Origin of the sequence: Rhizobacter sp. SG703 (genome assembly GCF_012275445.1) — a bacterium.
Classification (GTDB): Bacteria; Pseudomonadota; Gammaproteobacteria; order Burkholderiales; family Burkholderiaceae_C; genus Rhizobacter.
On the sequence record NZ_JAAZQK010000014.1, the window covers coordinates 149,654 to 175,687 of the forward strand.

24 protein-coding genes are annotated in these 26,034 nt (G+C 71.1%); 19 read left to right on the plus strand and 5 right to left on the minus strand.

The annotated features are described in order from the left end of the window. Positions 1-3: 3 nt before the first annotated feature. The gene (locus tag FHT26_RS26045; protein ID WP_168563002.1) at positions 4-1,581 is read right to left on the minus strand and encodes a benzoate-CoA ligase family protein; all 1,578 of its coding nucleotides are present in this window, start codon (positions 1,579-1,581) and stop codon (positions 4-6) included. Positions 1,582-1,913: 332 nt separating this feature from the next. On the opposite strand from FHT26_RS26045, the gene FHT26_RS26050 reads away from it, so the two are divergent. The 12 genes from FHT26_RS26050 to FHT26_RS26105 all read left to right on the plus strand — a co-directional run bounded on the left by FHT26_RS26050 (position 1,914) and on the right by FHT26_RS26105 (position 15,690). Beyond that, the gene (locus tag FHT26_RS26050) at positions 1,914-2,819 is read left to right on the plus strand and encodes a helix-turn-helix transcriptional regulator (protein WP_168563046.1); all 906 of its coding nucleotides are present in this window, start codon (positions 1,914-1,916) and stop codon (positions 2,817-2,819) included. Positions 2,820-2,894: 75 nt separating this feature from the next. After that, positions 2,895-4,577 carry a 2,3-epoxybenzoyl-CoA dihydrolase gene (boxC, locus tag FHT26_RS26055; RefSeq protein WP_168563003.1) on the plus strand — a complete coding sequence of 561 codons (1,683 nt, stop codon included), beginning with the start codon at positions 2,895-2,897 and terminating at the stop codon, positions 4,575-4,577. Positions 4,578-4,579: 2 nt separating this feature from the next. Then, a complete protein-coding gene (gene boxB, locus FHT26_RS26060; protein WP_168563004.1) occupies positions 4,580-6,007 on the plus strand; it encodes a benzoyl-CoA 2,3-epoxidase subunit BoxB in 1,428 nt (475 codons plus the stop codon). A gap of 1 nt (position 6,008) precedes the next feature. Then, positions 6,009-7,241 (plus strand): benzoyl-CoA 2,3-epoxidase subunit BoxA, encoded by a 1,233-nt coding sequence (gene boxA / locus FHT26_RS26065; RefSeq protein WP_168563005.1) that lies wholly within the window; start codon positions 6,009-6,011, stop codon positions 7,239-7,241. A gap of 141 nt (positions 7,242-7,382) precedes the next feature. Beyond that, on the plus strand, positions 7,383-8,156 hold the full coding sequence (locus FHT26_RS26070) for a crotonase/enoyl-CoA hydratase family protein (RefSeq protein WP_168563006.1): 774 nt from the start codon (positions 7,383-7,385) through the stop codon (positions 8,154-8,156). Continuing rightward, entirely contained in the window at positions 8,153-10,009 is a 1,857-nt protein-coding gene (locus tag FHT26_RS26075; RefSeq protein ID WP_168563007.1) for a feruloyl-CoA synthase, read from the plus strand. Before FHT26_RS26070 ends, FHT26_RS26075 begins: the two co-directional genes overlap by 4 nt. Then, a complete protein-coding gene (locus tag FHT26_RS26080) occupies positions 10,006-10,458 on the plus strand; it encodes an acyl-CoA thioesterase (RefSeq protein WP_168563008.1) in 453 nt (150 codons plus the stop codon). Before FHT26_RS26075 ends, FHT26_RS26080 begins: the two co-directional genes overlap by 4 nt. After that, positions 10,455-11,594 carry an ABC transporter substrate-binding protein gene (locus tag FHT26_RS26085; protein WP_168563009.1) on the plus strand — a complete coding sequence of 380 codons (1,140 nt, stop codon included), beginning with the start codon at positions 10,455-10,457 and terminating at the stop codon, positions 11,592-11,594. Before FHT26_RS26080 ends, FHT26_RS26085 begins: the two co-directional genes overlap by 4 nt. 20 nt (positions 11,595-11,614) lie before the next feature. After that, a complete protein-coding gene (locus FHT26_RS26090) occupies positions 11,615-12,652 on the plus strand; it encodes a branched-chain amino acid ABC transporter permease (protein ID WP_168563010.1) in 1,038 nt (345 codons plus the stop codon). After that, positions 12,642-14,408, plus strand: a complete 1,767-nt coding sequence (locus FHT26_RS26095) for a branched-chain amino acid ABC transporter ATP-binding protein/permease (RefSeq protein WP_168563011.1) — start codon at positions 12,642-12,644, stop codon at positions 14,406-14,408. Before FHT26_RS26090 ends, FHT26_RS26095 begins: the two co-directional genes overlap by 11 nt. 2 nt (positions 14,409-14,410) lie before the next feature. Next, positions 14,411-15,250 (plus strand): ABC transporter ATP-binding protein, encoded by an 840-nt coding sequence (locus tag FHT26_RS26100; RefSeq protein ID WP_168563012.1) that lies wholly within the window; start codon positions 14,411-14,413, stop codon positions 15,248-15,250. A gap of 2 nt (positions 15,251-15,252) precedes the next feature. Continuing rightward, a complete protein-coding gene (locus tag FHT26_RS26105) occupies positions 15,253-15,690 on the plus strand; it encodes a MarR family transcriptional regulator (protein ID WP_168563013.1) in 438 nt (145 codons plus the stop codon). Here the strand turns inward: FHT26_RS26105 and FHT26_RS26110 are convergent. The 3 genes from FHT26_RS26110 to FHT26_RS26120 form a co-directional block, all read right to left on the minus strand. Further along, complete coding sequence (locus tag FHT26_RS26110; RefSeq protein ID WP_168563014.1) at positions 15,687-17,246, minus strand: GDYXXLXY domain-containing protein; 1,560 nt, start codon at positions 17,244-17,246, stop codon at positions 15,687-15,689. The two genes, FHT26_RS26105 and FHT26_RS26110, sit on opposite strands and share 4 nt — an antisense overlap. Further along, positions 17,243-18,142: a DUF2157 domain-containing protein gene (locus FHT26_RS26115; protein WP_168563015.1), complete on the minus strand. Its 900-nt coding sequence runs from the start codon at positions 18,140-18,142 to the stop codon at positions 17,243-17,245. Before FHT26_RS26115 ends, FHT26_RS26110 begins: the two co-directional genes overlap by 4 nt. A gap of 117 nt (positions 18,143-18,259) precedes the next feature. Further along, positions 18,260-18,688, minus strand: a complete 429-nt coding sequence (locus FHT26_RS26120) for a MarR family winged helix-turn-helix transcriptional regulator (protein WP_349238226.1) — start codon at positions 18,686-18,688, stop codon at positions 18,260-18,262. An 84-nt stretch (positions 18,689-18,772) separates the two neighbouring features. On the opposite strand from FHT26_RS26120, the gene FHT26_RS26125 reads away from it, so the two are divergent. Next, on the plus strand, positions 18,773-19,507 hold the full coding sequence (locus FHT26_RS26125; RefSeq protein WP_168563017.1) for a siderophore-interacting protein: 735 nt from the start codon (positions 18,773-18,775) through the stop codon (positions 19,505-19,507). A gap of 10 nt (positions 19,508-19,517) precedes the next feature. Further along, positions 19,518-20,180, plus strand: coding sequence for a class I SAM-dependent methyltransferase (locus FHT26_RS26130; RefSeq protein ID WP_168563018.1), 663 nt, complete (start codon positions 19,518-19,520; stop codon positions 20,178-20,180). An 82-nt stretch (positions 20,181-20,262) separates the two neighbouring features. Here the strand turns inward: FHT26_RS26130 and FHT26_RS26135 are convergent, their stop codons facing one another. Next, complete coding sequence (locus FHT26_RS26135; RefSeq protein WP_168563019.1) at positions 20,263-21,372, minus strand: 5-methyltetrahydropteroyltriglutamate--homocysteine S-methyltransferase; 1,110 nt, start codon at positions 21,370-21,372, stop codon at positions 20,263-20,265. 157 nt (positions 21,373-21,529) lie between these two features. Between FHT26_RS26135 and FHT26_RS26140 the strand changes: the two genes are divergently transcribed. The 5 genes from FHT26_RS26140 to FHT26_RS26160 are packed head-to-tail and all read left to right on the plus strand — an operon-like array spanning position 21,530 to position 26,003. Then, complete coding sequence (locus FHT26_RS26140) at positions 21,530-22,714, plus strand: ABC transporter substrate-binding protein (RefSeq protein WP_168563020.1); 1,185 nt, start codon at positions 21,530-21,532, stop codon at positions 22,712-22,714. Positions 22,715-22,716: 2 nt separating this feature from the next. Further along, the gene (locus FHT26_RS26145) at positions 22,717-23,577 is read left to right on the plus strand and encodes a branched-chain amino acid ABC transporter permease (protein ID WP_168563021.1); all 861 of its coding nucleotides are present in this window, start codon (positions 22,717-22,719) and stop codon (positions 23,575-23,577) included. Next, the gene (locus FHT26_RS26150) at positions 23,574-24,545 is read left to right on the plus strand and encodes a branched-chain amino acid ABC transporter permease (protein ID WP_168563022.1); all 972 of its coding nucleotides are present in this window, start codon (positions 23,574-23,576) and stop codon (positions 24,543-24,545) included. Before FHT26_RS26145 ends, FHT26_RS26150 begins: the two co-directional genes overlap by 4 nt. Beyond that, positions 24,542-25,312 carry an ABC transporter ATP-binding protein gene (locus FHT26_RS26155; RefSeq protein ID WP_168563023.1) on the plus strand — a complete coding sequence of 257 codons (771 nt, stop codon included), beginning with the start codon at positions 24,542-24,544 and terminating at the stop codon, positions 25,310-25,312. The genes FHT26_RS26150 and FHT26_RS26155 overlap by 4 nt, the downstream gene beginning before the upstream one ends. Next, positions 25,305-26,003, plus strand: coding sequence for an ABC transporter ATP-binding protein (locus FHT26_RS26160; RefSeq protein ID WP_168563024.1), 699 nt, complete (start codon positions 25,305-25,307; stop codon positions 26,001-26,003). Before FHT26_RS26155 ends, FHT26_RS26160 begins: the two co-directional genes overlap by 8 nt. The last annotated feature ends 31 nt before the right edge of the window (positions 26,004-26,034 follow it).

Consider the following 26,034-nt stretch of genomic DNA (forward strand, 5'->3'; position numbering starts at 1 on the left):
GCGTCAGGCGGGCGTGTCGCCCAGCGCGCGCAGCTTGAAACGCTGGATCTTGCCGGTCGCTGTCTTCGGCAGCTCGGTCGTGAAGACGATGTCGCGCGGCGTCTTGTGCGGCGCGAGCCGGGTCTTCACGAAGGCCTTCAGCGCGGCCTCGAGCGCAGGGCCGGCGTCGTGGCCGGGGTTCGGCACGACGTAGGCGCGCGTCTTCGTCAGCCCGGTCGCATCGGCCAGGCCGATCACCGCGCACTCCATCACCGCCGCGTGGCCCATCAGCGCCGATTCGACCTCGATCGGCGACACGTACTGGCCGCTGACCTTCAGCATGTCGTCGCTGCGGCCGGCGTAGGTGTACCAGCCGTCGGCGTCGACCGCGTACTTGTCGCCGCTGCGCACCCACTCGCCCTGGAAGGTGGCGCGCGTCTTGTCGCGGTTGTTCCAGTAGAGCAGCGCGGCGCTCGGCCCGCGGATGAACAGGTCGCCGATCTCGCCGGGCGCGACCGGGCCGCCGTCGTCGCTGCGCAGCTCGAGCTCGTAGCCCGGCACCGGCTTGCCGGTGCTGCCGTAGCGCAGCGCGCCCTCGCGGTTGGACAGGAAGATGTGCAGCATCTCGGTCGAGCCGATGCCGTCGAGCACGTCGCAGCCGAAGTGCGCGCTGAAGCGCTCGCCGACCTCGCGCGGCAGCGCCTCGCCGGCCGACGCGCAGATGCGCAGCGCGACCGCATCGCGCGCCGGCAGCGCGTCGTTCGCGAGCAGCGCGACGTACAGGGTCGGCACGCCGCAGAACACGGTCGGGCGGTGCCGGGTCAAGCGCTTGAAGACGGCGGCCGGCGTCGGCCGCTCGGCCATCAGCACGACGGTCGCGCCGACGCTCAGCGGAAAGCTCAGTGCATTGCCCAGCCCGTACGCGAAGAACAGCTTGGCGGCCGAGAACACCGTGTCGTCCTCGCGCACGCCGAGCACCGGCTGGCCGTACAGCGCGGCGGTCCAGTACAGGTTGGCATGGCTGTGCACCGTGCCCTTGGGCTTGCCGGTGGAGCCGGACGAATACAGCCAGAACGCGAAGTCGTCGGCCTGCGTGTCGGCGGGCGCGGCGAGCGGCGGGGTGTCGAGCAGCGCGGCGAACGCCGTCGTGCCGTCCGCGCCCGGTGCGGCGGATCCGCCGGCGATGACGGCGGCCGGCGGTTCGTCGAGGCCTGCCAACGCCTGCTGCGCCACCGGCCACAGCGCGCCCGACACGATCAGCGCGCGAGCCCGGCTGTGCGCCAGCATGTAGGTGTAGTCGCCGGCCGGCAGCAGCGTGTTGACCGGCACCGGCACGATGCCGGCATACAGCGCGCCGAGGAACGCGACCGGCATGTCCACCGTGTCGAGCATCAGCAGCAGCACGCGGTCTTCGCGGCGCAGGCCGAGCCGCAGCAGGCCGGCGGCGCAGCGTTTCACCCGGTCGGCCAGCTCGCCGTAGCTGAGGCGGGTGTCGTCGTCGATGTAGGCGGTCTTCGCGGCGCGGCCAGCGTTGCGCTGCAGCAGGTGGGCGGCGACGTTGAATCGTTCGGGCGGCGCCTCCACGGCGAGGTTCGGGGCCATGCTGTTCTCCTGACGGTCAATCGGCCCGGATGCCGGGGCGGACCTGAAGGGCCACCCGCGTCGCGACAGCTCGGACCGCCGGGACGGCCGGCCGCGTTTGTACCTCAAGCGCGTCGGGGCCGAACCATTCGCGCCGCAACTTCGTCCCAATGGACCTCCGGGTGGGTTCGCACTGGCGTCTCACGGCGATCTCCGCATAATGCATTCACGGACGGTGCGATGACCAATTAATGCAATATGTTGCACTGAAACCAGTATAGCCAGCAGTCCTGATCGACCTCGTTACGGACATACCCTTGGACCGATTCCCGACTTCGCCGCCCACGCCATCCCTGCCACCCACGCCGGAGGGCGATCCCGACCCGAACGCCGACAAAGACCCGTTCCTCTCGTCGCTGGGCGAGCGAACGCGCGCACTGCGCTCGCGGCGGGGGCTGACACGCAAGAGCCTGGCCAAGGTGGCCGACGTGTCGGAGCGGCACCTGGCGAATGTCGAGATGGGGGTCGGCAATGCGTCGATCCAGTTCCTGCGGCAGCTGGCGCAGGCGCTGAACTGCACGCTGGCCGAGCTGGTCGGCGACGAGACCGCCAGCTCGCCGGAGTGGCTGATGATCCGCGAGATCCTGCGAGGCCGCAGCGAATCCGAGCTGGCGCAGGCGCGCTCGACACTGGCTTCGGTGTTCGGCGCGCCGGCCAGCCAGGCGGCCCGGCGCCAGCGGGTCGCGCTGGTCGGCCTGCGCGGGGCCGGCAAGAGCACGCTCGGGCGCCTGCTGGCCGACAGCTGGGCCGTGCCCTTCGTCGAGCTGAACCGCCACATCGAGGCGGTGGCCGGCTGCAGCGTCTCCGAGATCCATTCGCTGTACGGGCCGGCGGCCTACCGCCGCTACGAGCGGCGCGCACTCGAGGAATGCATCCAGCGCTGCCCGCGCGCGGTGATCGCGACGCCCGGCGGCATCGTCTCCGACCCGGCCACGTTCAACATGCTGCTGGCGCACTGCTACACCGTGTGGGTGCGCGCCTCGCCCGAAGAGCACATGAACCGCGTGCTGGCCCAGGGCGACACCCGCCCGATGTCGGGCAACGCCGAAGCGATGAACGACCTGCGGCGCATCCTCGAGAGCCGCGCGGCCTTCTACTCGAAAGCCGACGAGGTGTTCGACACCAGCGACAAGACCCTGGAGGCCGCGTTCGTGTCGCTGCAGGACCAATTGCGAGGCACGATCCGGTTGGCGGGTTGACGCTCGGCGCGACATGCACTAAATTGCATTTCTATTGCCGGGCGTGCAGCATACTGCCGCCGGCTGGAGATGCCCATGATTGCTGCTGCCATTGACTCGGTCGACGCCGCCGGCCCGGTCGACTACGAAACCCATCCCGACCGCTACCGCCACTGGCGCCTCGGCGTCGAAGGCGAGGTCGCGACGCTGGTGCTGGCCGTCAGCGAGGACGGCGGGCTGCGGCCGGGCTACAAGCTGAAGCTCAACAGCTACGACCTCGGCGTCGACATCGAGCTGCACGACGCGGTGCAGCGCATCCGCTTCGAGCACCCGGCGGTGCGCACGGTGATCATCACCAGCGGCCGCGAGCGGGTGTTCTGCTCGGGCGCCAACATCTTCATGCTCGGCCTTTCGAGCCATGGCTGGAAGGTCAACTTCTGCAAGTTCACGAACGAGACGCGCAACGGGCTGGAAGACAGCAGCCGGCACGGCGGCCTGAAGTTCCTCGCGGCCGTCAACGGTGCCTGTGCCGGCGGCGGCTACGAGCTGGCCGCCGCCTGCGACGAGATCATCCTGGTCGACGACCGCTCGTCGGCCGTCAGCCTGCCCGAGGTGCCGCTGCTCGGCGTGCTGCCCGGCACCGGCGGGCTGACGCGGCTGACCGACAAGCGCCGCGTGCGCCACGACCATGCCGACATCTTCTGCACCACCAGCGAAGGCGTGCGCGGCAGGAAGGCGGTGGACTGGCGGCTGGTCGACGAGGCGGTGAAGACGCAGGGTTTCGCCCAGCGCGTGCAGGAGCGGGCGCGCGAACTGGCCAGGCGGAGCGACCGGCCGTCCGGCGCGCGCGGCGTGCCGTTGCCGCGGCTCGCGAAGCAGCGCTCCGCCGACGCGCTGGCCTATGGCCATGTCGAGGTGCAGATCGACCGCGCCGCGCGCCATGCGACGCTGACGGTGCGTGCCCCGACCGGCGCGCAGCCGACGGACGTCGCCGGCATCGAAGCCGCCGGCGCCGCCTGGTACCCGCTGCAGATGGCACGCGAGCTCGACGACGCGATCCTGCACCTGCGCACCAACGAGCCGGAGATCGGCACCTGGCTGCTGAAAACGCAGGGCAGTGTCGACGCGGTGCTCGCGATGGACGCGACGCTGCATGCGCGGCAGGCGCACTGGCTGGTGCGCGAGACCATCGGCCTGCTGCGCCGCACGCTGGCGCGGCTCGACGTGTCGTCGCGCTCGCTGTTCGCGCTGGTCGACCGCGGCTCGTGCTTCGCCGGCTCGCTGCTGGAGATCGCGCTAGCGGCCGACCGCATCTACATGCTGGCCTTGCCCGACGAGCCCGCCGCGGCGCCGAAGATCGCGCTGTCGCCGTTCAACTTCGACGCGCTGCCGATGGTCAGCCGCGAGACGCGGCTGCAGCGCCGCTTCCACCGCGATGCCGGCGAGATCGCCGCGGTGCAGGCCACGCAGGGCCGGGCGCTGGATGCCGACCAGGCGCTCGCGCTCGGGCTCGTCACCGCGGCGCCCGACGACATCGACTGGCCCGACGAGATCCGCATCGCGCTCGAAGAGCGGGCCAGCCTGTCGCCCGACGCGCTGACCGGCATGGAAGCCAACCTGCGCTTCGCCGGCACCGAGAGCATGGAGACCCGCATCTTCGGCCGCCTCAGCGCCTGGCAGAACTGGATCTTCAACCGCCCGAATGCCGTCGGCGAGGCCGGCGCGCTGAAGCTGTACGGCACCGGCCACAAACCGCAGTTCGACCGCAAGCGCGTCTGACCATGTCCACCATCGACTACACCGACAAGATCCCCAACAACGTCAACCTGTCGGAAGACAGGACGCTGCAGCGCGCGCTGGAGCACTGGCAGCCGAACTACCTGAACTGGTGGCAGGACATGGGCCCCGACGGCTCGCACGGCTTCGACGTCTACCTGCGCACCGCCACCAGCACCACGCCCGACGGCTGGGCGCAGTTCGGCCACGTGAAGATGCCCGACTACCGCTGGGGCATCTTCCTCGCGCAGCCCGAGGCCGACCGCCGCATCGGCTTCGGCGACCACCGGGGCGAGGCCGCGTGGCAGGACGTGCCCGGCGAGCACCGCGCCAACCTGCGCCGCATCATCGTCACGCAGGGCGACACCGAGCCGGCCTCGGTCGAGCAGCAGCGCCACCTCGGCAAGACGGCGCCCAGCCAGTACGACCTGCGCAACCTGTTCCAGGTGAACGTCGAGGAAGGCCGCCACCTGTGGGCGATGGTCTACCTGCTGCACAAGCACTTCGGCCGCGACGGCCGCGAAGAGGCCGAGGCGCTGCTCGAACGCCGCTCCGGCGACCAGGACAACCCGCGCATCCTCGGCGCCTTCAATGAAGAGACGCCCGACTGGCTGGCGTTCTACATGTTCACCTACTTCACCGACCGCGACGGCAAGTTCCAGCTGTGCGCGCTGGCCGAGAGCGCGTTCGATCCGCTGTCGCGCACCACGCGCTTCATGCTGACCGAAGAGGCGCACCACATGTTCGTCGGCGAATCCGGCGTGTCGCGCGTGATCCAGCGCACCTGCGAGGTGATGAAGCAGACCGGTCTCGAAGACCCGGCCGAGCTGCGCCGCCACGGCGTGATCGACCTGCCGACGATCCAGCGCTACCTGAACTTCCACTACAGCGTGACCATCGACCTGTTCGGTGCCGACCAGTCGAGCAATGCGGCGATCTTCTACAGCTCGGGGCTGAAGGGCCGCTACGAAGAAGGCAAGCGCGCGGACGACCACGTGCTGAAGGGCGCGCACTACAAGATCCTCGACGTGCGCGACGGCGTGCTGGTCGAGAAAGAGGTGCCGATGCTGAACGCGCTGAACGAGGTGCTGCGCGACGACTACATCCGCGATTCGTCGGCCGGCGTGAACCGCTGGAACAAGGTGATCGAGAAGGCCGGCCTCCCGTTCCGGTTGAGCGTGCCGCACAAGGCCTTCAACCGCCACATCGGCAGCTTCGCCGGGCTGCGCGTCAGCCCCGACGGCCGGGTGATCGGCGAGATCGAATGGCAGGCGAACGTGCCGCGGTGGCTCGCGAGCGAGGAAGACCGCGCCTACGTCGCGTCGCTGATGGGCCGCGTCGTCGAGCCCGGCCGGTACGCGAACTGGATCGCGCCGCCGCCGATCGGCATCAACAAGCAGCCCGTCGACTTCGAATACGTTCGCTTCAATTGAGATGGACCCCGTCGTCTTCATCCAGCAGCACCTGATCGACCCCGAGGTCTGCATCCGCTGCAACACCTGCGAGGAGACCTGCCCGGTCGACGCGATCACGCACGACGACCGCAACTATGTGGTCGATGCATCGATCTGCAACGGCTGCCAGGCCTGCGTGTCGCCATGCCCGACCGGCAGCATCGACCACTGGCACCCGGTGCCGAAGGCGGCGGCCTATTCGATCGAGGCGCAGTTCGGCTGGGACGAGCTGCCGCCGAAGCAGCCGATGCCGGCGCTCGCGCAGCCGCTGGCCGACGCGGGTGCCGCGCCGGTCGACGACGCGCCGCCGCAGGCGAACGCGGCGCTGTCGCCGTCGTCGGCGCGGCCGCCGTGGTCGGCCGCGCACCCGTACCTGAACCTGCACACGCTGAAGAAGCCGGTGCAGGCGACGGTGGCCGGCAACTTCCGGCTGACCGCGCCCGATGCCGAAGGCGACATCCACCACCTGGTGCTCGATTTCGGCACGCAGTTCTTTCCGCTGCTCGAAGGCCAGGCCATCGGCATCGCGCCGCCGGGGCTCGATGCGGGCGGCAAGCCGCACTACTTGCGCATGTACTCGGTCGCGAGCCCGCGAAGCGGCGAGCGCGAGGGCTACAACAACGTCTCGCTGACGGTGAAGCGCGTGACCAGCGACCACGACGGGCAGCCGGTGCGCGGCGTCGCGTCGAACTACCTGTGCGACCTGCGCAAGGGCGACACGGTGCAGGTCTGCGGGCCGTTCGGCGACCGCTTCCTGATGCCCAACCACGACGGGTCGAACCTGCTGATGATCTGCACCGGCACCGGCGCGGCGCCGATGCGCGCGATGACCGAGCACCGGCGGCGCCTGATGGTTGCGGGCAAGCCGGTCTATGCGCGGCTGATGCTGTTCTTCGGCGCGCGGCGGCCCGAGGAGCTGCCGTACTTCGGGCCGTTGACCAAGCTGCCGGCGTCGTTCATCGACACCTCGCTCGCGTTCTCGCGCGTGCCGGGGCAGCCGCGGCGCTATGTGCAGGACCTGCTGCGCGAGCGCGCGGCCGACGTCGTCGAGCTGCTGCGCGGCGACACCTGCGTCTACCTGTGCGGGCTGAAGGGGATGGAAACCGGTGTGCTGCAGGCGCTGGCCGACGTGTGCGCGGCGGCCGGGCTGGAGTGGCCGCTGCTCCACCGGCGCCTGGTCGACGAAGGCCGCTTCCACGTCGAAACCTATTAGCAGTCCGGATGCCGATCCGGGGTGCGGCCGTGCAAGGGAAGCACGACCCCGGATTGGCGTCCGGGCTACGGGTATTTGCTGCTGTGAGTCGCCGGAATTTGCTTAAGACTCATAACCATCCAGGCTTCAAGCACCCCTGTCGTGAGCACCTCCTTGTTGACCGTGACGAGCGATGGCCCGGTCACCCATGTGCGCCTGACCCGCCCGGCCAAGCGCAACGCGCTGAACGACGCGCTGATCGCCGAACTGCACCGCAGCTTCGCCGCCTTCGACGCGAGCGTGCGCGCCGTCGTGCTGAGCGGCGAGGGCCCGCATTTCTGCGCCGGCCTGGACCTGTCCGAACTCGACGAGCGCAGCGCCGCCGACGGCATCCTGCATTCGCGCGCCTGGCATGCGGCCTTCGAACAGGTCCAGTTCGGCCGCGTGCCGGTGGTCGCGGTGCTGCACGGCGCGGTGGTTGGCGGCGGGCTCGAACTCGCCAGCGCGGCCCACATCCGCGTCGCCGAGCGCAGCGCCTTCTACGGCCTGCCCGAAGGCCAGCGCGGGCTGTTCGTCGGCGGTGGCGGCTCGGCCCGCATCCCGCGGCTGATCGGAATCGCCCGCATGAGCGACATGATGCTGACCGGCCGCGTGCACGACGCCGAGGAAGGCCAGCGCATCGGGCTGTCGCAGTACCTGGTCGACGACGGGCAGGGCCTCGCGACCGCGTTCGAGCTCGCGCGCAAGATCGCGTCGAACGCGCCGCTGTCGAACTTCGCGGTGATGCATGCGCTGCCGCGCATCGCCGAGCAGGGCCAGGCCGCCGGGCTGTTCACCGAATCGCTGATGGCCGCGATCACGCAGGCCGACGACGCGGCCAAGCAGCGCATGCGCGCCTTCCTCGACGGCCAGGCCGGCAAGGTCGGCAAGGCATGAGCGCAGCGGCGCCACGCTATCGGCCAGTGGCGCTGGGCGGCTCGCTCGACGCACGCTTCACGCCGCAGCCCGACGGCAGCCTGTGGATCGAGTCGACCGAGTCGCTGCAGGCTCACCCGCTGCGGCTGACCGACCGCCTGCAGCACTGGGCGGCACGCGCTCCCGAACGCACGCTGGCCGCCCGGCGCGACGCCACCGGCAGCTGGCGCCACCTGAGCTACCGCGACGCGGTGCATGGCGCGCGCAGCATCGCGCAGGCGCTGCTCGACCTCGGCCTCGGCCCCGAGCGGCCACTCGCGATCCTGTCCGACAACGACCTGGAGCACCTGCTGCTGACGCTCGGCGCGATGTGGGCCGGCGTGCCGTGTGCGCCGGTCTCGCCGGCGTACTCGCTGCTGTCGCAGGACCACGCGAAGCTGCGCCACATCCTCGGCCTGCTGGCGCCCGGGTTGGTGTTCGCCGCGAACGGCCCCGCCTACGCGCGGGCGATCGGTGCGGCCCTGCCGCCCGGCACGCCGCTCGCGCTGGCCGGCGGCACGGTCGAAGGCCGGCACGCGCTGCGCTTCGCCGACCTGCTCGCGACGACGCCGACCGACGCGGTCGAGGCGGCGCATGCCATGGTCGGCCCCGACACAGTCGCGAAGATCCTGTTCACCTCCGGCTCGACGCAGGCGCCGAAAGGCGTGATCAACACGCAGCGCATGCTGTGCAGCAACCAGCAGATGATCCTGCAGTGCTTCCCGTGCCTGGGCGAGACGCCGCCGGTGCTGGTCGACTGGCTGCCGTGGAACCACACCTTCGGCGGCAACCACAACGTCGGGCTGACGATCTGGAACGGCGGCACGCTGTACATCGACGATGGCAAGCCGACGCCGGCACTCATCGATACCACGCTGCGCAACCTGCGCGAGATCGCGCCGACCGTCTACTTCAACGTGCCGAAGGGCTTCGAGGAGATCGCCAACGCGCTGGAGCACGACACCGTGCTGCGCGACCGGCTGTTCAGCCGCGTGCAGATGTTCTTCTTCGCCGGCGCGGGGCTGTCGCAGCCGGTGTGGGACCAGCTCGACCGGCTGGCCGAAGCCACCTGCGGCGAGCGCATCCGCATGCTGACCGGGCTCGGCATGACCGAGACCGCGCCGTTCGCGATCTGCGCCAATGGCGACGACGTGCGCTCCGGCCACATCGGCCTGCCGGCCCCCGGGCTGCAGCTGAAGCTGGTGCCGAGCGGCGACAAGATGGAGCTGCGCTACCGCGGCCCGAACGTCACGCCGGGGTACTGGAGGCAGGCGGGCACCGGCAGCTTCGACGCCGACGGCTTCTACGCCAGCGGCGATGCGGTGCGGCTGGTCGACCCGGCCGATCCGCAGCGCGGCCTGGCCTTCGACGGCCGCATCGCCGAGGACTTCAAGCTCGCGACCGGCACCTTCGTGTCGGTGGGGCCGTTGCGCGCACGGGCCATCACGGTCGGCGACCCTTGCGTGCAGGACGTGGTCGTCACCGGGCTGAACCGCAGCGAGATCGGCCTGCTGGTGTTCCCGCGCGCCGACCGCTGCCGCGCGCTCGCCGGCCTCGCGGCCGACGCGCCGCTGGCCGAGGTGCTGGCCGCGGCGCCGGTGCGCGCGTTCTTCCAGCGCTGGATCGACCTGCTGCACGACGCCGGCACCGGCAGTGCGACACGCGTCGCGCGCGCGCTGCTGCTGGCCGAGCCGCCGGCGATCGACCGCGGTGAAGTCACCGACAAGGGCTCGATCAACCAGCGCGCGGTGCTGGCCTGCCGGGCCGCGCTGGTCGAGCAGCTGCACGACGGCAGCGCGCCCGGCCTGTTCCTTCCGGGCCGCAGATCGTCATGAGCGACTCCCGCACCACCACGCACACGGTCGCCGTGAACTTCGGCGACTGCGACCCGGCCGGCATCGTCTTCTTCCCGAACTTCTCGCGCTGGATGGATGCGGCCTCGCTGTCGTTCTTCATGCAGTGCGGCGTGCCGCCCTGGCGCGAGCTGGAGCGCACGCGCGGCATCGTCGGCACGCCGCTGCTGGAGATCCACACCCGCTTCCTGCAGTCGGTCACCTACGGCGAGACGATCACCATCGAGACCTGCGTCGACGAATGGCGCGGCAAGGTCTTCGTGCAGCATCACCGCGTGCTGCGCGACGGCGAACTGGTCTGCGAAGGCCGCGAGACGCGCATCTTCGTGACCCGCGACGCCAGCGGAACACTGAAATCCATCGCGGTGCCGGACGACATCCGCGCGCTGTGCCGGACAAATTCGCGACCCCGAACGGAGACCTCCCCATGAAGCACCTGAAGACCTGGCTGGCCGCGGCGGCCCTGGCCGCGCTGGCCACCGGCGCACATGCCGACGTGACCATCGGCGTCAGCGTCCCGCTGACCGGACCGACCTCGGCACTCGGCATCCCGAGCAAGAACGGCATCAGCCTGTGGCCGAGCACGATCGCCGGCGAGAAGCTGAACGTGATCGTGCTCGACGACGCGACCGACCCGACCGTCGGCGTCAAGAACGCGCGTCGCTTCGTCACCGAAGACAAGGTCGACCTGATCGTCGGCTCGGCGGCCACGCCGATCGCGATCGCGATGTCGGACGTCGCGGCCGAGGCGCAGACGGTGCAGCTGGCGCTGTCGCCGATCCCGCTGCCCGAAGGCAAGGGCGCGTGGACCTTCCGGCTGCCGCAGTCGACCGCGGTGATGTCGATCCCGATCGTCGAGCACTGGAAGAAGACCGGCGTCAAGACCTTCGGCTTCGTCGGGTATGCCGATGCGTACGGCGAGGCCTGGCTGAAGGACATCACCGCGCTCGCGACCGCGGCCGGCATCAGGAGTGTCGGTGTCGAGCGCTTCGCACGCGCCGACACCAGCATCACCGGCCAGGCGCTGAAGCTGGTCGGCGCGAACCCGGATGCGATCCTGATCGCCGCCTCGGGCAGCGGCGCGGCGATGCCGCACAAGGGCCTGGTCGAGCGCGGCTACCCGAAGGGGAAGATCTACCAGACGCACGGCGCGGCGACGCTCGACCTGATCCGCGTCGGCGGCAAGGACGTCGAAGGCTCGTTCGTCTCGTCGGGGCCGGCGCTGGTGGCGCCGAAGCTGCCCGACAGCAACCCGAGCAAGGCGCTCGGCGTGCGCTTCATCGAGCAGTACGAGAAGGCGTTCGGGCCGAAGAGCGCGAACCAGTTCGGCGCGCATGCGTTCGATGCGGCGATCGTGCTCGAGAAGATCATCCCGATGGCGCTGAAGAAGGCCCGGCCCGGCACGAAGGAGTTCCGCGCCGCGCTGAAAGAGGCGCTCGAGACGGCCGGCCGCATCCCGGTGTCGCAGGGCGTGCTGAACTACACCGCCACGGATCACTTCGGCTTCACGCCGGACACCGGCGTCTTGTTGAAAGTGACGAACGGCGACTGGGAAGTGGTCAAGTGATCGGCTGACCTGCCGCGCGCATGGACCTCTCGATCGCGGGCATCCTGCTGCTCGACGGCGCGACCAGCGGCGCGGTCTACGCGCTGCTGGCGCTCGCGCTGGTGCTGGTGTTCGCGGTCACGCGGGTGATCTTCATTCCGCAGGGCGAGTTCGTCGCCTACGGCGCGCTGACGCTCGCGATGCTGCAGATGGGCAAGCTGCCCGGCACGGTGTGGCTGCTCGCGGTGCTGGCCATGCTGGCGACGCTGCGCGATGCGTTCGCGGCGGTCCGCGCCGGCCAGCCCGCCGGCCGCATCGCGCGCGATGCCGCGCGGTCGCTGGCCGGCCCGGCGGTGGTCGCGCTGCTCGCGCTGTGGGCCGCGCCGCGCCAGTTGCCGCTGGTGTTGCAAAGCCTGCTGGCGCTCGCGATCGTCACGCCGCTCGGGCCGCTGGTGTACCGGCTCGCATACCGGCCGCTGGCCGATGCGCCGGTGCTGGTGCTGCTGATCGTCTCGGTCGGCGTGCATTTCGCGCTGACCGGGCTCGGGCTGTTGTTCTTCGGCGCCGAAGGCTTTCGCAATCCGAGCTTCTGGGACGAGCGCTTTCGCGCCGGGCCGCTGGTGCTGTCGGGGCAGGCGCTGATCATCTTCCTCGTGTCGGCCGCGCTGATCGTCGGGCTGGGGCTGTTCTTCGGCCGCACGCTGCGCGGCAAGGCCTTGCGCGCGACCGCGGTGAACCGGCTCGGCGCGCGGCTGATGGGCATCTCGACCGACGGCGCCGGCCGCTGGAGCATGGGGCTCGCTGCCTTCATCGGCGCGCTGTCGGGCCTGCTGATCGGGCCGACCACGACGATGTTCTACGACACCGGCTTCCTGATCGGGCTGAAGGGCTTCGTCGCGGCGATCTTCGGCGGGCTCGCAAGCTACCCGGGCGCCGCGGCCGGCGCGCTGTTCGTCGGCTGGCTCGAATCCTTCGGCTCGTTCTGGGCCAGCGCCTACAAGGAGGTGATCGTCTTCACGATGATCCTGCCGGTGCTGCTGTGGCGCAGCGTCACGCACGGCCAGACCGATGACGAGTAGCCGCTGGTTCCTGCTCGCGTTCGCCGCCGCGCTGGCGCTGCTGCCGCAGTTGCCGGTGCCGGAGTTCTGGGTCACGCAGCTGAACTACATCGGGCTGTATGCGCTGGTCGTGATCGGCCTGGTGCTGCTGACCGGCATCGCCGGGCTGACCTCGTTCGGCCAGGCCGCGTTCGTCGGCATCGGCGCCTACAGCAGCGCGTGGCTGACGCTGAACCTCGGGCTGTCGCCGTGGCTCGCGGTGTTCGGCGGTCTCGCGCTGACGGCGCTCGCGGCGCTGCTGCTCGGCTGGATCACGCTGCGCATGTCGGGCCACTACCTGCCGCTCGCGACCATCGCGTGGTGCCTGAGCCTGTACTACCTGTTCGGCAACCTGGAGGCGCTCGGCCGCTACGACGGCCTGCTCGGCATCGCGCCGCTCAGCGTCTTCGGCCTGCCGCTGAACACCGGCCGCAGCTTCTTCTACCTGCTGTGGGCGCTGGTGATGCTGGCGGCGCTGGCCGCGACGCAGCTGCTCGATTCCCGCAGCGGCCGCGCGCTGCGGGCGCTGAAGGGCGGCAGCACGATGCCCGAGGCGATGGGCATCGACACCTTCCGGGCCAAGGTCACGGTGTTCGTGCTGGCGGCGCTGCTGGCCGGCATGTCGGGCTGGTTGTTCGCGCATTTCCAGCGCAGCGTCAACCCGTCGCCCTTCGGGCTGAAGATGGGCATCGAGTACCTGTTCATGGCGGTGATCGGCGGGGTCGGCCAGGTGTGGGGGGCGCTCGCCGGTGCGGCGGTCGTCAAGCTGCTGGAAGACCAGCTGCAGGTGCTGCTGCCGCGGCTGCTCGGCGGCAGCGGCAGCTACGAGGTGATCGTGTTCGGCGTGCTGCTGGTGGGGGTGCTGCAGTACGCGCGCGACGGGCTGTGGGCGGCGGTCGTCGCGCGCCTGCCGCGGCGCGCGCGGCGTCGCGACTGGGCCGATGCGGCGCCGCTGCCGGAGGCCGCCCGGCCGCCGCACGGCGAGCTGGTGCTCGACGTGCACTCGGTGCGCAAGGAATTCGGCGGGCTGGTCGCGGTGAACGACGTCAGCTTCCAGGTGCGGGCCGGCGAGATCGTCGGGCTGATCGGGCCGAACGGCGCCGGCAAGTCGACCACCTTCAACCTGGTCAGCGGCGTGCTGCCGCTGACGCGCGGCGAGGTGCGGCTGCGCGGCGAGCGCATCGACGGGCTGCCGTCGCGCGGCATCGCGCGGCGCGGGGTATCGCGCACCTTCCAGCACGTGAAGATGGTGCCGGAGATGACGGTGCTCGAGAACGTCGCGCTCGGCGCGCACCGGCGCGGGCGGCGCGGCGTGCTGCCGGCAATGCTGCGGCTGGAGCGCGATGAGGAGCGCCGGCTGCTGCGCGAGGCCGAGCGGCAGCTGCAGCGCGTCGGCATGGCCGACCGCCTGGACGAGCTGGCCGGCAACCTGGCGCTCGGCCCGCAGCGCCTGATGGAGATCGCCCGCGCGCTGAGCGCCGATCCGTCGCTGCTGCTGCTCGACGAGCCGGCCGCCGGGCTGCGCCACCAGGAGAAGCGGGCGCTGGCCGGGGTGCTGCGGCAACTGCGCGCCGAGGGGCTGTCGATCCTGCTGGTCGAGCACGACATGGACCTGGTGATGGACGTCAGCGACCGCATCGTCGTGATGGAGTTCGGCACGCAGCTGATGCAGGGCACGCCGGCCGAGGTGCAGGCAAGCGCGGCGGTGCGAGCTGCGTACCTCGGGACGGAGCACTGAGCATGGGCAGCCCGACCCCCACACCTCCGTTCGCCCTGGGCCTGTCGAAGGGTCGCGCCGAGCCCACCCCTGTTCAGGCCGCGCCCGACCCCGTTCGGGCTGAGCCTGTCGAAGCCCTGGCCGTCAGCGAGCTCCACGCCGGCTACGGCCGCGCCGAAGTCCTGCGCGGTCTCCACCTGCAGGCCGCCGCCGGCAGCGTCGTCACCGTGATCGGCCCGAACGGCGCCGGCAAGTCGACGCTGCTGAACGCGTTGATGGGCGTGCTGCCGTCGCGCGGTGCGATCTGCTGGCAGGGCCGGGCGGTCGACGCGCTGCCGCTCGAAGCCCGTGTCGACGCCGGCATCGCGCTGGTCCCCGAAACCCGCGCGCTGTTCGGCAGCATGCCGGTCGAAGACAACCTGCGGCTCGGCGCCTGGCGGCTGCGGCAGCGCGGGCCGCGGGCCGCGCTGCAGGCGATGGAGCGCGTCTACGCGCTGTTCCCGCGCCTGCACGAGCGGCGTGCGCAGCTCGCCGGCACGCTGTCGGGCGGCGAGCGGCAGATGCTGGCGGTCGGCCGCGCGCTGATGGGCGAGCCGTCGCTGCTGATGCTCGACGAGCCGAGCCTCGGCCTCGCGCCGCTGGTGGTGCGCGAGATCTTCCGCACCATCGCTGCGTTGCGCGCGACCGGCGTGACGATCCTGCTGGTCGAACAGAACGCGCGCGCGGCGCTGGAGGTGGCCGACCACGCCTATGTGCTGGAGATGGGCGAGATCGTGCTGCAAGGCCCGGCGGCAGCGCTGGCGCGCGATGCCCGCGTGATCGACACCTACATCGGCGCGGCGCGTTCCGCCGCGCCGGGCTGACCGTGGACGCGCTCGACAGCTCGCGCCTGGAGCACCTGGTCGGCTATGCCGCGACCCGCGCATCGGTGCAGCTGAAGCGCTCGTTCGTGCGCCACCTGGGGCCGCTGTCGTTGAAGGCCGTCGAGTTCTCGATCCTGGTGCTGGTCGCGGCCAACGAGCGGGTGAACCAGAAGCAGCTCGGCCAGGCGCTCGACGTCTCGCCGCCGAACATGGCGGTCACGCTGGACCGCATGGTCGAGCGCGGCTGGGTGCTGCGCGAGCGCTGCAGCGACGACCGGCGCTCGCAGCGCATCGCGCTGACGCCGGCCGGCCGGACGCTCGCGGCGCGCGCCGAGAAGATCGCCGCGACGATGGAGGACGAGGCGCTGGCCGCGTTGTCGCCGCGCGAACGCGCGACGCTGATCAGGCTGCTGATGCGCGTCGCGGCCGGCACCGGCTAGAGCGGCTGCAAATCCGGCCCGCGCAGGTTGACCAGCAAGGCCCGGCCGTTCTCGTCGACGCGAAACTCGCCGAAGCGCGCGCCCGACCAGCGCTGCGCTTCGCCTTCGCGGAAGAACCATGCGTCGGTGACAAGGATCCAGAAGCTGTTCTTCGGCGTCAGCTCGATGCGCAGTTCATCGGCCGCGAGCGGCGCGCCGTCGTCCAGCCGCAGCAGCGTCAGCACGCCGCGCGCGTCGCGCCGGGCGACAGCGTGCGGGCGTTGCGCACGCAGCAGTTCGCCGTCGAAGTGCCGCTGCAGCTCGGACGGCATGCGGAAGTTCAGCCGCATGTAGTCACCCTGCACCAGCGAGCGCGGGTCGGCCGGCGCGAGTTCGACGAACACCGGCTGGCCGTGCGCGATCAGCGCTTCCTTCTGCCAGATGCCGAGGTTGGCGACCAGCAGCACCGCGGCTGCGCTGGCCGCGATGGCCGCCCGCTGGCGCAGCGTGTTCGGCACGGCCGCCGGTGCGGCGTGACCGGCCTGCGCCGGCCGGCGGGCGCCCCAGCGCGCCAGCAGCGCGAGCACCGCGCCCGCGGCGACCAGCAGCAGCGCCTTGTGTGCGAGCGGCCAGGCCAGCTGGTAGTAGAACGCGCCGATGATCCAGGCCGCGGCGAGGCCGGCCGCGGCGGCCAGCCGCCAGCGCCGCGTCGTCACGCACAGTGCGAGCGCCAGCAGCACCGCGCCGAGCGTCGGCATCAGCCCCGCCAGCAACGCGAGCACCGCGGCCACGCCGGCCAGCCACGGCTGACGCAGGCCCGGCCAGCGCCGCGCGGCCCACAGCGCGCCGGCGACCGCCAGCGCGAGCGAAGCCGCCTGTTGCAGCACGCTCGTCCAGCGCAGCCCGTGGCCGTCGATCTCGCGGGCGATGTCGGCGGCGACGCCGTTGAAGTTCGCGCCGACCAGGAAAGTCATGCCGGCCCACCACGCGAGGCCGCACAGCGTCGCGAGCAGCCAGCCGGCGCTGACCGGTTCGACGACGGCGGCATGCTCCGGCGCGATGCGCCGCACCAGCCCGTGGGCCACCAGCCAGGCCGCGACGCAGCCGTGCCACGCCAGCCAGAACGCGCCGAGCCGCATCGCATGCGAACCGCGCCACGGGTCGATGGCCAGCGCGAGCGCCAGCATCGCAGCCGCCAGCGCGCCGAGCAGTGCGCGCAGCCAGTCGGCCTGCACCAGCACCGCGACGGCCAGCGCCACCATGCCGAGCGTGCCGAAGGCCAGCGCGTCCGGCAGGTCGCGGAACAGCCCGAACGCAAGCGCGCCGCCGCCGACGATCAGCCCCGGCACCGCCAGTTGCTCGACGAACAGCGGCACCTGGCGCGCATGCAGCACCACCACCGAGCCGGCCAGCACCAGCAGCCCGACGGCATACGGCCCGGCTCCGCGCGTGAGCGTGTCGCCCAGCAGCAGGCCGACGACGACGATCAGCGGCACGGCGGCGAACCAGGCGCCGAGGCCGGTCAGCAGCACCACCGGCCAGGGGCGGACGTCCTGCGGCGTCAACGGGGCGTTCATGCGGCGACTCCGGTGCGCGCCTGGCGGCGCGCCAGGCGCATCACGCCCGACACGCTGGCGGCCAGCAGCCCGGCGGCCGACAAGCCCAGCGTCGTCAACCGGCCGATCTCGTCGCCGGATCCGTGGCGATCGAACAGCAGGTGCGCGAGCCCGGCGAGCAGCAGCGCGTTCAAGCCGAGTGCGACCGCGCTCAGCCCGTAGATGTCGAAGCTGCGGGCGTTGGCCAGCGCCACCGCCGCAAGGCCCAGCACCGCCAGCGCGAGCGCGTAGTGCGCACCGCTGCGGTCGGAGAACACTGCGGTCGAGCCGCTGACGCAGATCATCACGACGGCCAGCGTGACCGCGGTGCGTTCGCCCCACAGGCCGCCGCCGGTGAAGCGGTGCCACGCCGGATGCAGCGCGACCACCAGCGCGAGCGCCATGCTCCAGCCGACCAGGTGGGCCGGCAGGTCCTGCGGATCGGTGCGCCAGCGGTGGCCGGTGTGCGCGACGATCCACAGCGAGACCGCGCTCATCGCGACCAGCGCGAACGGGGCCCACAGCACGTCGCTGCGCACGCCCAGGCACAGCGGCAGCGCGAGCGCGGCCCACAGCGAGAACAGCTGCCACGGGTCGGCACCGGTCTGGTAGGTCTGGCCGAAGAACGCGAACAGCCCGCCGATCGCCAGCAGTGCCAGCAGCCCGAGCGGTGCGCGCAATGCCGGCCGCCACAGCGCGCCGGTGCACATCGCGGCCACGCAGCCCTGCAGCAACGCGAAACGCCCGGCGCGGCCGAGCGTGTCCCAGTTGGCGGCGATCCAGAAGATCAGCCCGAGGCCGCCGAGCGCCGCGGCCAGCACCGCAATGCCCAGCGGCAGGCGCTGCGAGAGCGCGGGGGGTTCGTCGTGCAGGTCCATGGCTCCTCCGGTGGTGGGCGCGATGGTAGCGATGCACGGTGCCGTGCGGCGGGCCGCAGGGGCCGCAGTGCCGGCTGCGGCTACCGCCGGGCGCGCGGGCCGGTACCGCGCGGCGCGTCAGTCCGGCGACGCCAGGTTGTCCGTCACCCGCTGCAGCAGCGCCTGCAACTGCCGCTGCTCGGCCGCGCTGAAGCCCGACACCGCGCGCGCCGTCAGCTTGCGCGCCTGCAGCTGCAGCGTGCGCAGCACCGCCTGGCCGTCGGCCGTCAGCGACAGCACGACGCTGCGCCGGTCGGCCGCGTCGGCCTGCGCATCGAGCAGGCCGCGTTCGCGCAGGCCCTTGATCAGCCGCGCCAGCTGCGCCTTGTCGCGTCCGCTGTGCTGCGCCAGCTCGCTCTGCGTCGCGCCCGGGTGGCGGCCGAAGTAGCCGAGCACCTTGCTCTCCATGTGCGTGATGTCGTGCGGCCCGTCGCGCAGCACCTGGTACTGCTGGCCGCGGTACTGGTGCATCACCGTGTGGATCAGCTCCAGCACGTCGTCTTCCACGCGGGCTTTGCCCTGATGGTTGACATTGTCATCTTGTTTGCCCATGATGGGGGATATTGTCAACCATTTCGGAAGCGGATTCCCATGACGGCAGAAGCATCCACCCGGCGCGTGCAGCGCGTCCAGCACGAGATCCGGCGGCGCGAGCTGCGCGTGGTGCGCGTCGAGGCCACCAGCCCCGGCTTCCGGCGCATCGTGGTGGCCGGCGCGCCGATGGCCGGCTTCGTCAGCGCGTCGTTCGACGACCATGTGAAGCTCTTCATCGACAGCGGCGGCGGCGAGCCGGTGCGCCGCGACTACACGCCGCGCCGCCACGATGCCGCGGCGGGCGAACTGACGCTGGATTTCGCGCTGCACGACGGTGGCCCGGCCTCCGATTGGGCGGCGCGTGCGAAGCCCGGCGATGCGCTGACGGTGGCCGGCCCGCGCGGCTCGTTCATCATTCCGCTCGACTACGACTGGCACCTGCTGGTCGGCGATGCGAGCGCGTTGCCGGCGATCGAGCGCCGGCTCGAGGAACTGCCGGCCGGCACGCGCGCGATCGTGCTGCTGCAGCTCGACGCCGTCGACCGCCGGCCGCTGGCGAGCGCGGCCGAGCTGCAGGTGCAGCACGTCGACAGCGACGACGCGCTGATCGCCGCGGCGCGTGCGCTGGCGCTGCCGCCCGGCGACGGCTATGCCTGGTGCGCCGGCGAAGCCGCGGCGATGGCCAGGCTGCGCCGCGTGCTGGTCGACGAGAAGGGCCACGACCGCCACGCGATCCGCGCGGCCGCCTACTGGAAGCGCGGCGCGATCGCGCACCACGAACATCTCGACTGAAGGAGACGCCATGTCAAACCGGACCTTGCCGCTCGACGAGCACCTGCTCGACTACCTCATCGCGCATTCGGTGCGCGAGCACCCGGCGCAGGCCGCGCTGCGCGATGCGACACGCAGGCACCCGCACGGGTCGATGCAGATCTCGCCCGAGCAGGGGCAGTTCATGTCGCTGCTGGTGCGGCTGATCGGCGCGCGCCGCGCGATCGAAGTCGGCGTGTTCACCGGCTACAGCGCGCTGACGGTGGCGCTGGCGCTGCCCGACGACGGCCGGCTGCTCGCCTGCGACATCAGCGACGACTACACCCGCGTCGGCCGGCCGTTCTGGCAGCAGGCGGGTGTCGCGCACAAGATCGAACTGCAGATCGCGCCGGCGCTGCAGACGCTGGAGGCGCGCCTCGCGGCGGGCGAGGCGGGGCAGTACGACTTCGCGTTCATCGATGCCGACAAGCGCAGCTACGACGGCTATGTCGAGCGCTGCCTGCAGCTGCTGCGCCCGGGCGGGCTGGTCGCGATCGACAACGTGCTGTGGGGCGGCGAGGTCGCGCAGCCGGCCGCGGCCGGCACCGACACCGCGGCGCTGCAGGCGCTCAACGAGAAGCTGCACCGCGACGAGCGGGTCGATGTGTCGATGCTGCCGATCGGCGATGGGCTGACGCTGGCGCGCAAGCGCTGAGGCGGGCCGAGCGCCGGGCCGCCCCAAGCCGGCCCGCATCCCCTCGGGGGATCGGCCGACGTACCCGTCGACCGAGGGGTCGTCATCCTCCCCACACTTCCCCGGCCGTCTCCACCACCAACCTGAGCTTCGCCCGCTGCGCCTCCACCGCGATGTCGTTGCCGTGCACCGTGCTGCTGAAGCCGCATTGCGGCGACAGGCACAGCTGCTCCAGCGGCACGTACTTCGCGGCCTCGTCGATGCGGCGCTTCAGGTCGTCCTTCGACTCCAGCTCGCCGAGCTTGGTCGTCACCAGCCCGAGCACCACCGTCTTGCCCTTCGGCAGGAAGCGCAGCGGCCGGAAGTCGCCGCTGCGGGCGTCGTCGTACTCGAGGAAGTACGCATCGACGTCCATCTCCGACAGCAGCGCCTGCGCCACCGGCTCGTAGCCGCCCTGCGCGGCCCAGGTGCTCTTGAAGTTGCCGCGGCACAGGTGCACCGCGAGCGTCATGCCGGGCGGCTTCTGCGCCACCACGCGGTTGATGAAGCCGGCGTAGCGGTGCGGCAGCTCGTCGGGGTCGTCGCGGCGCTGGCGGGCCGCCTCGCGCATCTTGTCGTCGCACAGGTAGGCGAGGTTGGTGTCGTCCATCTGCACGTAGGTCGCGCCGGCCGCGGCCAGCGAGCGCAGCTCGTCGCCATAGGCGTTCGCGACGTCCTGGTAGAACGGCTCCAGGTCCGGGTAGTGCTCGCGGCTGATGCCGGCCCGGCCGCCGCGGAAGTGCAGCATCGTCGGCGACGGGATCGTCACCTTCGGCGTGCGCCGCGTCTGCGACTTCAGGTACTCGAAGTCGGCGCGCTGGATGTCCTTCACGTGGCGCACCTTGTCGATCACGCGCATCACCGGCGGCGCGAGTTCCTCCGTGCCGTCCGGCTTCTTCACCAGCACCGGGATGTCGGTCTTCACGCCGCCGAGCTGCTCCAGGAAATCGATGTGGAAGTAGGTGCGCCGGAACTCGCCGTCGGTGATGCTCTGCAGCCCGACGTCCTCCTGGAAGCGGACGATCTCGGTGATCGCGCGGTCTTCCACCGCGCGCAGTTCGGCCGCGTTGATCTCCTTCAGCCGGAAGCGCTCGCGCGCGTCGAGCAGGTACTTCGGTCGCAGGAAACTGCCGACGTGGTCGGCCCGAAAAGGCGCTGCGGATCGTTGGGTCATGTGGGTCTCCTGTGAGGGTTCACCGCGATGCGCGACGCCCCTGTTTCTGCTGCAATGTTCTTATATAGAACGTGGGTGCTGTATGCGAACCGGAATGCTAGCATCCGCCCCAGGATCCGCTGCATCATCCACCGCCTTCCCCTCCGGAGACAAACGCATGCACAAGCGCACCGTCCTGCGGCACCTCGCTGCGGCGGGGCTGGCCTCGAGCCTGCCCCTGGTTTTCACGCCGGCCGCCGTGGCCCAGGCCAGGCCGTTCAAGATCGGCTTCATCCTCCCGATGACGGGGCAGTCGGCCTCCACCGGCCGGCAGATCGAAGCCGCCGCGAAGCTGTACCTGGCGCAGAACGGCGCGACGGTGGCGGGCCGCAAGATCGAGCTGATCGTCAAGGACGACGGCGGCGTGGCCGACGCGACCCGCCGCATCGCGCAGGAGCTGGTCGTCAGCGACAAGGTCGACGTGCTGGCCGGCTTCGGGCTGACGCCGCTGGCGCTGGCGACCGCACCGATCGCGACGCAGAGCAAGACGCCGATGGTCGTGACGGCCGCCGCGACGTCGATCGTCACCGAGCAGTCGCCGTACATCGTGCGCACCAGCTTCACGCTGCCGCAGGTCACGCTGGGCATCGCGGAATGGGCGAGCAAGAACCAGATCAAGCGGGCGGTCACGATGGTGGCCGACTACGCGCCCGGCATCGATGCCGAGAAGACCTTCAAGGACCGCTTCAAGCTGAACGGCGGCGAGATCGTCACCGAGATCCGCTCGCCGCTGCGCAACCCCGACTTCGCGCCCTTCCTGCAGAAGGTGCGCGACGCGAATCCCGATGCGGTGTTCGTGTTCCTGCCGTCCGGCCAGGGTGCGGCCTTCATGAAGCAGTTCGCCGAGCGCGGGCTCGACAAATCCGGCATCCGGCTGATCTGCACCGGCGACGTGACCGATGACGACCAGCTGAACGACATGGGCGACGTCGCGCTGAACATCGTCAGCTCGCACCACTACTCGGCCTCGCACCCGTCGGCGGTCAACAAGAAGTTCGTCGAAGCCTTCCAGGCGGCCAACAAGTTCCGCCCCAACTTCATGGCGGTGGCCGGCTACGACGGCATGCGCGTGATCGTGAAGGCGCTCGAGGCGACCAAGGGCGCGGGCGGCGGCGATGCGCTGCTGGCCGCGATGAAGGGCCAGGTGTTCGAGAGCCCGCGCGGGCCGGTGCTGATCGACGCGCAGACGCGCGACATCGTGCAGGACGTCTACATCCGCCGCGTCGCCCGCGTGAACGGCCAGCTGTACAACGAGGAGTTCGAGGTGCAGAAGGCGGTGAAGGATCCGAACAAGACGAAGTAGGCATGCTGACGCTGCTGTTCGACGGCATCGCCTACGGGATGCTGCTCTTCGTGCTGGCCGTCGGGCTGGCGGTCACGCTCGGGCTGATGAACTTCGTCAACCTGGCGCATGGCGCGTTCGCGATGGCCGGCGGCTACGTCACCGTGCTGCTGATGAACCGCCTCGGCATGCCCTTCCTCGCGACGCTGCCGGCAGCATTCCTGCTGACCGCGCTGGCCGGCGCGCTGCTCGAACGCACGCTGTACCGGCCGATGTACGCGAAGCCGCACCTCGACCAGGTGCTGTTCTCGATCGGGCTGGTCTTCATGGCGGTGACCGCGGTCGACTGGGCGATCGGTTCGCAGCAGATGATGATCCAGGTGCCGCCCTGGCTGCAGGGCCGCTTCGATCTCGCCGCGGTCGGCATCGGCAAGTACCGGCTGTTCGTCGTCGTGCTGTGCGGGCTGCTCGCGATCGCGCTGCAGGCGGTGCTGACGCGCACCCGCTTCGGCAGCCGGCTGCGCGCCGCGGTCGACGACCCGCGCGTCGCGCAGGGCCTGGGCATCGACACCGGCCGGGTGTTCCTGCTGACCTTCGCGGTCGGCTCCGGCCTGGCCGGCCTCGGCGGGGCGCTCGGTGCCGAGGTGGTCGGGCTCGACCCGGCCTTCCCGCTGAAGTTCATGGTCTATTTCCTGATCGTCGTCTCGGTCGGCGGCACGACGACCATCACCGGCCCGCTGCTGGCCGCGCTGCTGCTGGGCATCGCCGACGTGTTCGGGAAGTATCACGTGCCCAAGCTCGGCGCCTTCATCGTCTACACGCTGATGATCGTGATCCTGACGCTGCGCCCGCAAGGCCTGTTCGGGCGGGGCGCGACCCGATGAGCGCGCGCGACGGGGTGCGCGGTTCGCTGGCGGCGGCCTGGGCATGGCGCTGGTGGGAGTTCGCGCTCGGCGCGGCGGCGCTCGGCTCCTGCGTGCTGGCCGGCGAGCACGCGCTGCTGCTGAACGAGATCGCGATCCTCGGGCTGTTCGCGATGTCGCTCGACCTGGTGCTGGGCTATGCCGGCATCGTGTCGCTCGGCCATGCGGCGTACTTCGGCTTCGGGGCCTATGCGGCGGCACTGTTCGCGAAGCACGTGATGCCGGACCCGCTGGCCGGCCTCGCGGTGGCGGTCGCCGCGTCGGCGCTGCTCGGTGCGCTCGGCAGCCTGCTGATCCTGCGCGGCTCCGACCTGACGCGGCTGATGGTGACGCTCGGCGTCGCGTCGGTGCTGTACGAGCTTGCGAACAAGCTCGACGGGCTGACCGGCGGCACCGACGGGCTGCAGGGCGTCGTGATGGGCCCGCTGCTCGGCCGCTTCGAGTTCGACCTGTACGGCCGCACCGCATACGCCTACAGCTTGGCCGTGCTGGCGATCGCGCTGCTGCTCGCGCGGCGCGTGGTCCACTCGCCGTTCGGCGTCTCGCTGAAGGCCTTGCGCGACAACCGGCTGCGCGCCACCAGCATCGGCCTGTCGGTGAACGCACGCCTCGTCGCGGTCTACACCTTCGCGGCAGCGCTCGCCGGTGCGGCGGGTGCGCTGCTCGCGCAGACCAGCGGCTTCGCATCGCTGGACGTGCTCGACTTCCACCGCAGCGCCGACGTGCTGCTGGTGCTGGTGATCGGCGGCACCGGCTACCTGTATGGCGGCATCTTCGGCGCGATCGCGTTCAAGCTGCTGCACGACCTCATCTCGGCCTGGACGCCGCAGTACTGGCTGTTCTGGCTCGGCCTGTTCCTCGTCGTGCTGATGCTGGTCGGCCGCGACCGCTTCATCCGCCCGTGGACCTGGTTCGGGCGCAAGACATGACGGCCGTGCTGCAGACCCAAGGGCTGGTGAAGCGCTTCGGCGGCATCGCCGCGACGCAGGACGTGTCGCTGACGATCGAGCGCGGCGCGCGCCACGCGCTGATCGGCCCGAACGGCGCCGGCAAGACGACGCTGATCAACCTGCTGACCGGCGTGCTCGTGCCGAGCGCCGGCCGCATCCTGCTCGACGGGCAGGACATCACCCGCCTCGCGCCGCACCAGCGCGTGCGCCGCGGGCTGGTCCGCACCTTCCAGATCAACCAGCTGTGGAACGAGCTGACGCCGCTGCAGTCGCTGGCGCTCGCGGTGTCGACGCAGCGCGGCGCCGCCGCGCGCTGGTGGCAGCCGCTCGGCCGCGCCGATGGCGTGGCCGAGGACTGCGAGACGCTGCTGGCGCAGTTCCGGCTCGACGACGTGATGGACCGGAAGGTCGCGGTGCTGCCCTACGGCAAGCGCCGGCTGCTGGAGATCGCGATCGCGCTCGCCTGCCGGCCGCGCGTGCTGCTGCTCGACGAGCCGGTGGCCGGCGTGCCTGCCGGCGAGCGGCAGGAGATCTTCGACACCATCAACGCGCTGCCGGCCGATGTCTCCATCCTGCTGATCGAGCACGACATGGACCTGGTCTTCAACTTCGCGCGCCGGGTCTCGGTGCTGGTCAGCGGTGCGCTGTTCGCCGAGGGCGACGTGCAGGGCATCTCGAACGATCCGCGGGTCAAGGCGGTGTACCTCGGCCACGGCGACACCCGCGCGGAGCCGGCGCATGGCTGAGCTGCTGCGCGTCGAGGGGCTGCGTTCGGGCTACGGCGAGGCGGAGGTGGTGCAGGGCGTCGACGTCGAGCTCGCCGCCGGCCGCTCGCTCGCGCTGCTGGGCCGCAACGGCACCGGCAAGACCACGCTGCTGAACACGCTGGTCGGCGTGACGCGCCGCCATGCGGGCCGAATCGTGCTGGCCGGGCAGGACATCAGTTCGATGCCGCCGTACCGGCGCGCGGCGGCCGGCATCGGCTGGGTGCCGCAGGAGCGCAACATCTTCAAGTCGCTGACGGTCGACGAGAACCTGGGCGCGGTCGCGCGGCCCGGGCCGTGGACGCTGGCGCGTGCCTACGAGATGTTCCCGCGGCTGGCCGAGCGGCGCGCCAACCTCGGCCACCAGCTGTCGGGTGGCGAGCAGCAGATGCTCGCGGTCGCGCGCGCGCTGGTGCTGAACCCGAAGCTGCTGCTGCTCGACGAACCGCTCGAAGGGCTCGCGCCGATCATCGTCGACGAGCTGCTGCGCTCGATCGCGCGCGTCGTGCGCGACGAAGGGCTGTCGGCCATCATCGTCGAGCAGAACCCGCGGATGATCCTGCCGATCACGCAGCAGGCGATCGTGCTCGACCGCGGCGCGGTGGTGCACCGCGGCGACAGCGCGGCGCTGCTGGCCGATCCGCAGCAACTGGAGCGCTGGCTGGCCCCGTAGCCCGGACGTCCATTGGGATTCGTGGACAGGG

Excerpts from the sequence above, each read along its gene's own strand:
- FHT26_RS26045 (WP_168563002.1), bottom strand. The coding sequence starts at position 1,581 with ATGGCCCCGAACCTCGCCGTGGAGGCGCCGCCCGAACGATTCAACGTC.
- boxC (WP_168563003.1), top strand. The coding sequence starts at position 2,895 with ATGATTGCTGCTGCCATTGACTCGGTCGACGCCGCCGGCCCGGTCGAC.
- boxB (WP_168563004.1), top strand. The coding sequence starts at position 4,580 with ATGTCCACCATCGACTACACCGACAAGATCCCCAACAACGTCAACCTG.
- boxA (WP_168563005.1), top strand. The coding sequence starts at position 6,009 with ATGGACCCCGTCGTCTTCATCCAGCAGCACCTGATCGACCCCGAGGTC.
- FHT26_RS26075 (WP_168563007.1), top strand. The coding sequence starts at position 8,153 with ATGAGCGCAGCGGCGCCACGCTATCGGCCAGTGGCGCTGGGCGGCTCG.
- FHT26_RS26080 (WP_168563008.1), top strand. The coding sequence starts at position 10,006 with ATGAGCGACTCCCGCACCACCACGCACACGGTCGCCGTGAACTTCGGC.
- FHT26_RS26085 (WP_168563009.1), top strand. The coding sequence starts at position 10,455 with ATGAAGCACCTGAAGACCTGGCTGGCCGCGGCGGCCCTGGCCGCGCTG.
- FHT26_RS26090 (WP_168563010.1), top strand. The coding sequence starts at position 11,615 with ATGGACCTCTCGATCGCGGGCATCCTGCTGCTCGACGGCGCGACCAGC.
- FHT26_RS26095 (WP_168563011.1), top strand. The coding sequence starts at position 12,642 with ATGACGAGTAGCCGCTGGTTCCTGCTCGCGTTCGCCGCCGCGCTGGCG.
- FHT26_RS26100 (WP_168563012.1), top strand. The coding sequence starts at position 14,411 with ATGGGCAGCCCGACCCCCACACCTCCGTTCGCCCTGGGCCTGTCGAAG.
- FHT26_RS26110 (WP_168563014.1), bottom strand. The coding sequence starts at position 17,246 with ATGAACGCCCCGTTGACGCCGCAGGACGTCCGCCCCTGGCCGGTGGTG.
- FHT26_RS26115 (WP_168563015.1), bottom strand. The coding sequence starts at position 18,142 with ATGGACCTGCACGACGAACCCCCCGCGCTCTCGCAGCGCCTGCCGCTG.
- FHT26_RS26125 (WP_168563017.1), top strand. The coding sequence starts at position 18,773 with ATGACGGCAGAAGCATCCACCCGGCGCGTGCAGCGCGTCCAGCACGAG.
- FHT26_RS26130 (WP_168563018.1), top strand. The coding sequence starts at position 19,518 with ATGTCAAACCGGACCTTGCCGCTCGACGAGCACCTGCTCGACTACCTC.
- FHT26_RS26135 (WP_168563019.1), bottom strand. The coding sequence starts at position 21,372 with ATGACCCAACGATCCGCAGCGCCTTTTCGGGCCGACCACGTCGGCAGT.
- FHT26_RS26140 (WP_168563020.1), top strand. The coding sequence starts at position 21,530 with ATGCACAAGCGCACCGTCCTGCGGCACCTCGCTGCGGCGGGGCTGGCC.
- FHT26_RS26145 (WP_168563021.1), top strand. The coding sequence starts at position 22,717 with ATGCTGACGCTGCTGTTCGACGGCATCGCCTACGGGATGCTGCTCTTC.
- FHT26_RS26150 (WP_168563022.1), top strand. The coding sequence starts at position 23,574 with ATGAGCGCGCGCGACGGGGTGCGCGGTTCGCTGGCGGCGGCCTGGGCA.
- FHT26_RS26155 (WP_168563023.1), top strand. The coding sequence starts at position 24,542 with ATGACGGCCGTGCTGCAGACCCAAGGGCTGGTGAAGCGCTTCGGCGGC.
- FHT26_RS26160 (WP_168563024.1), top strand. The coding sequence starts at position 25,305 with ATGGCTGAGCTGCTGCGCGTCGAGGGGCTGCGTTCGGGCTACGGCGAG.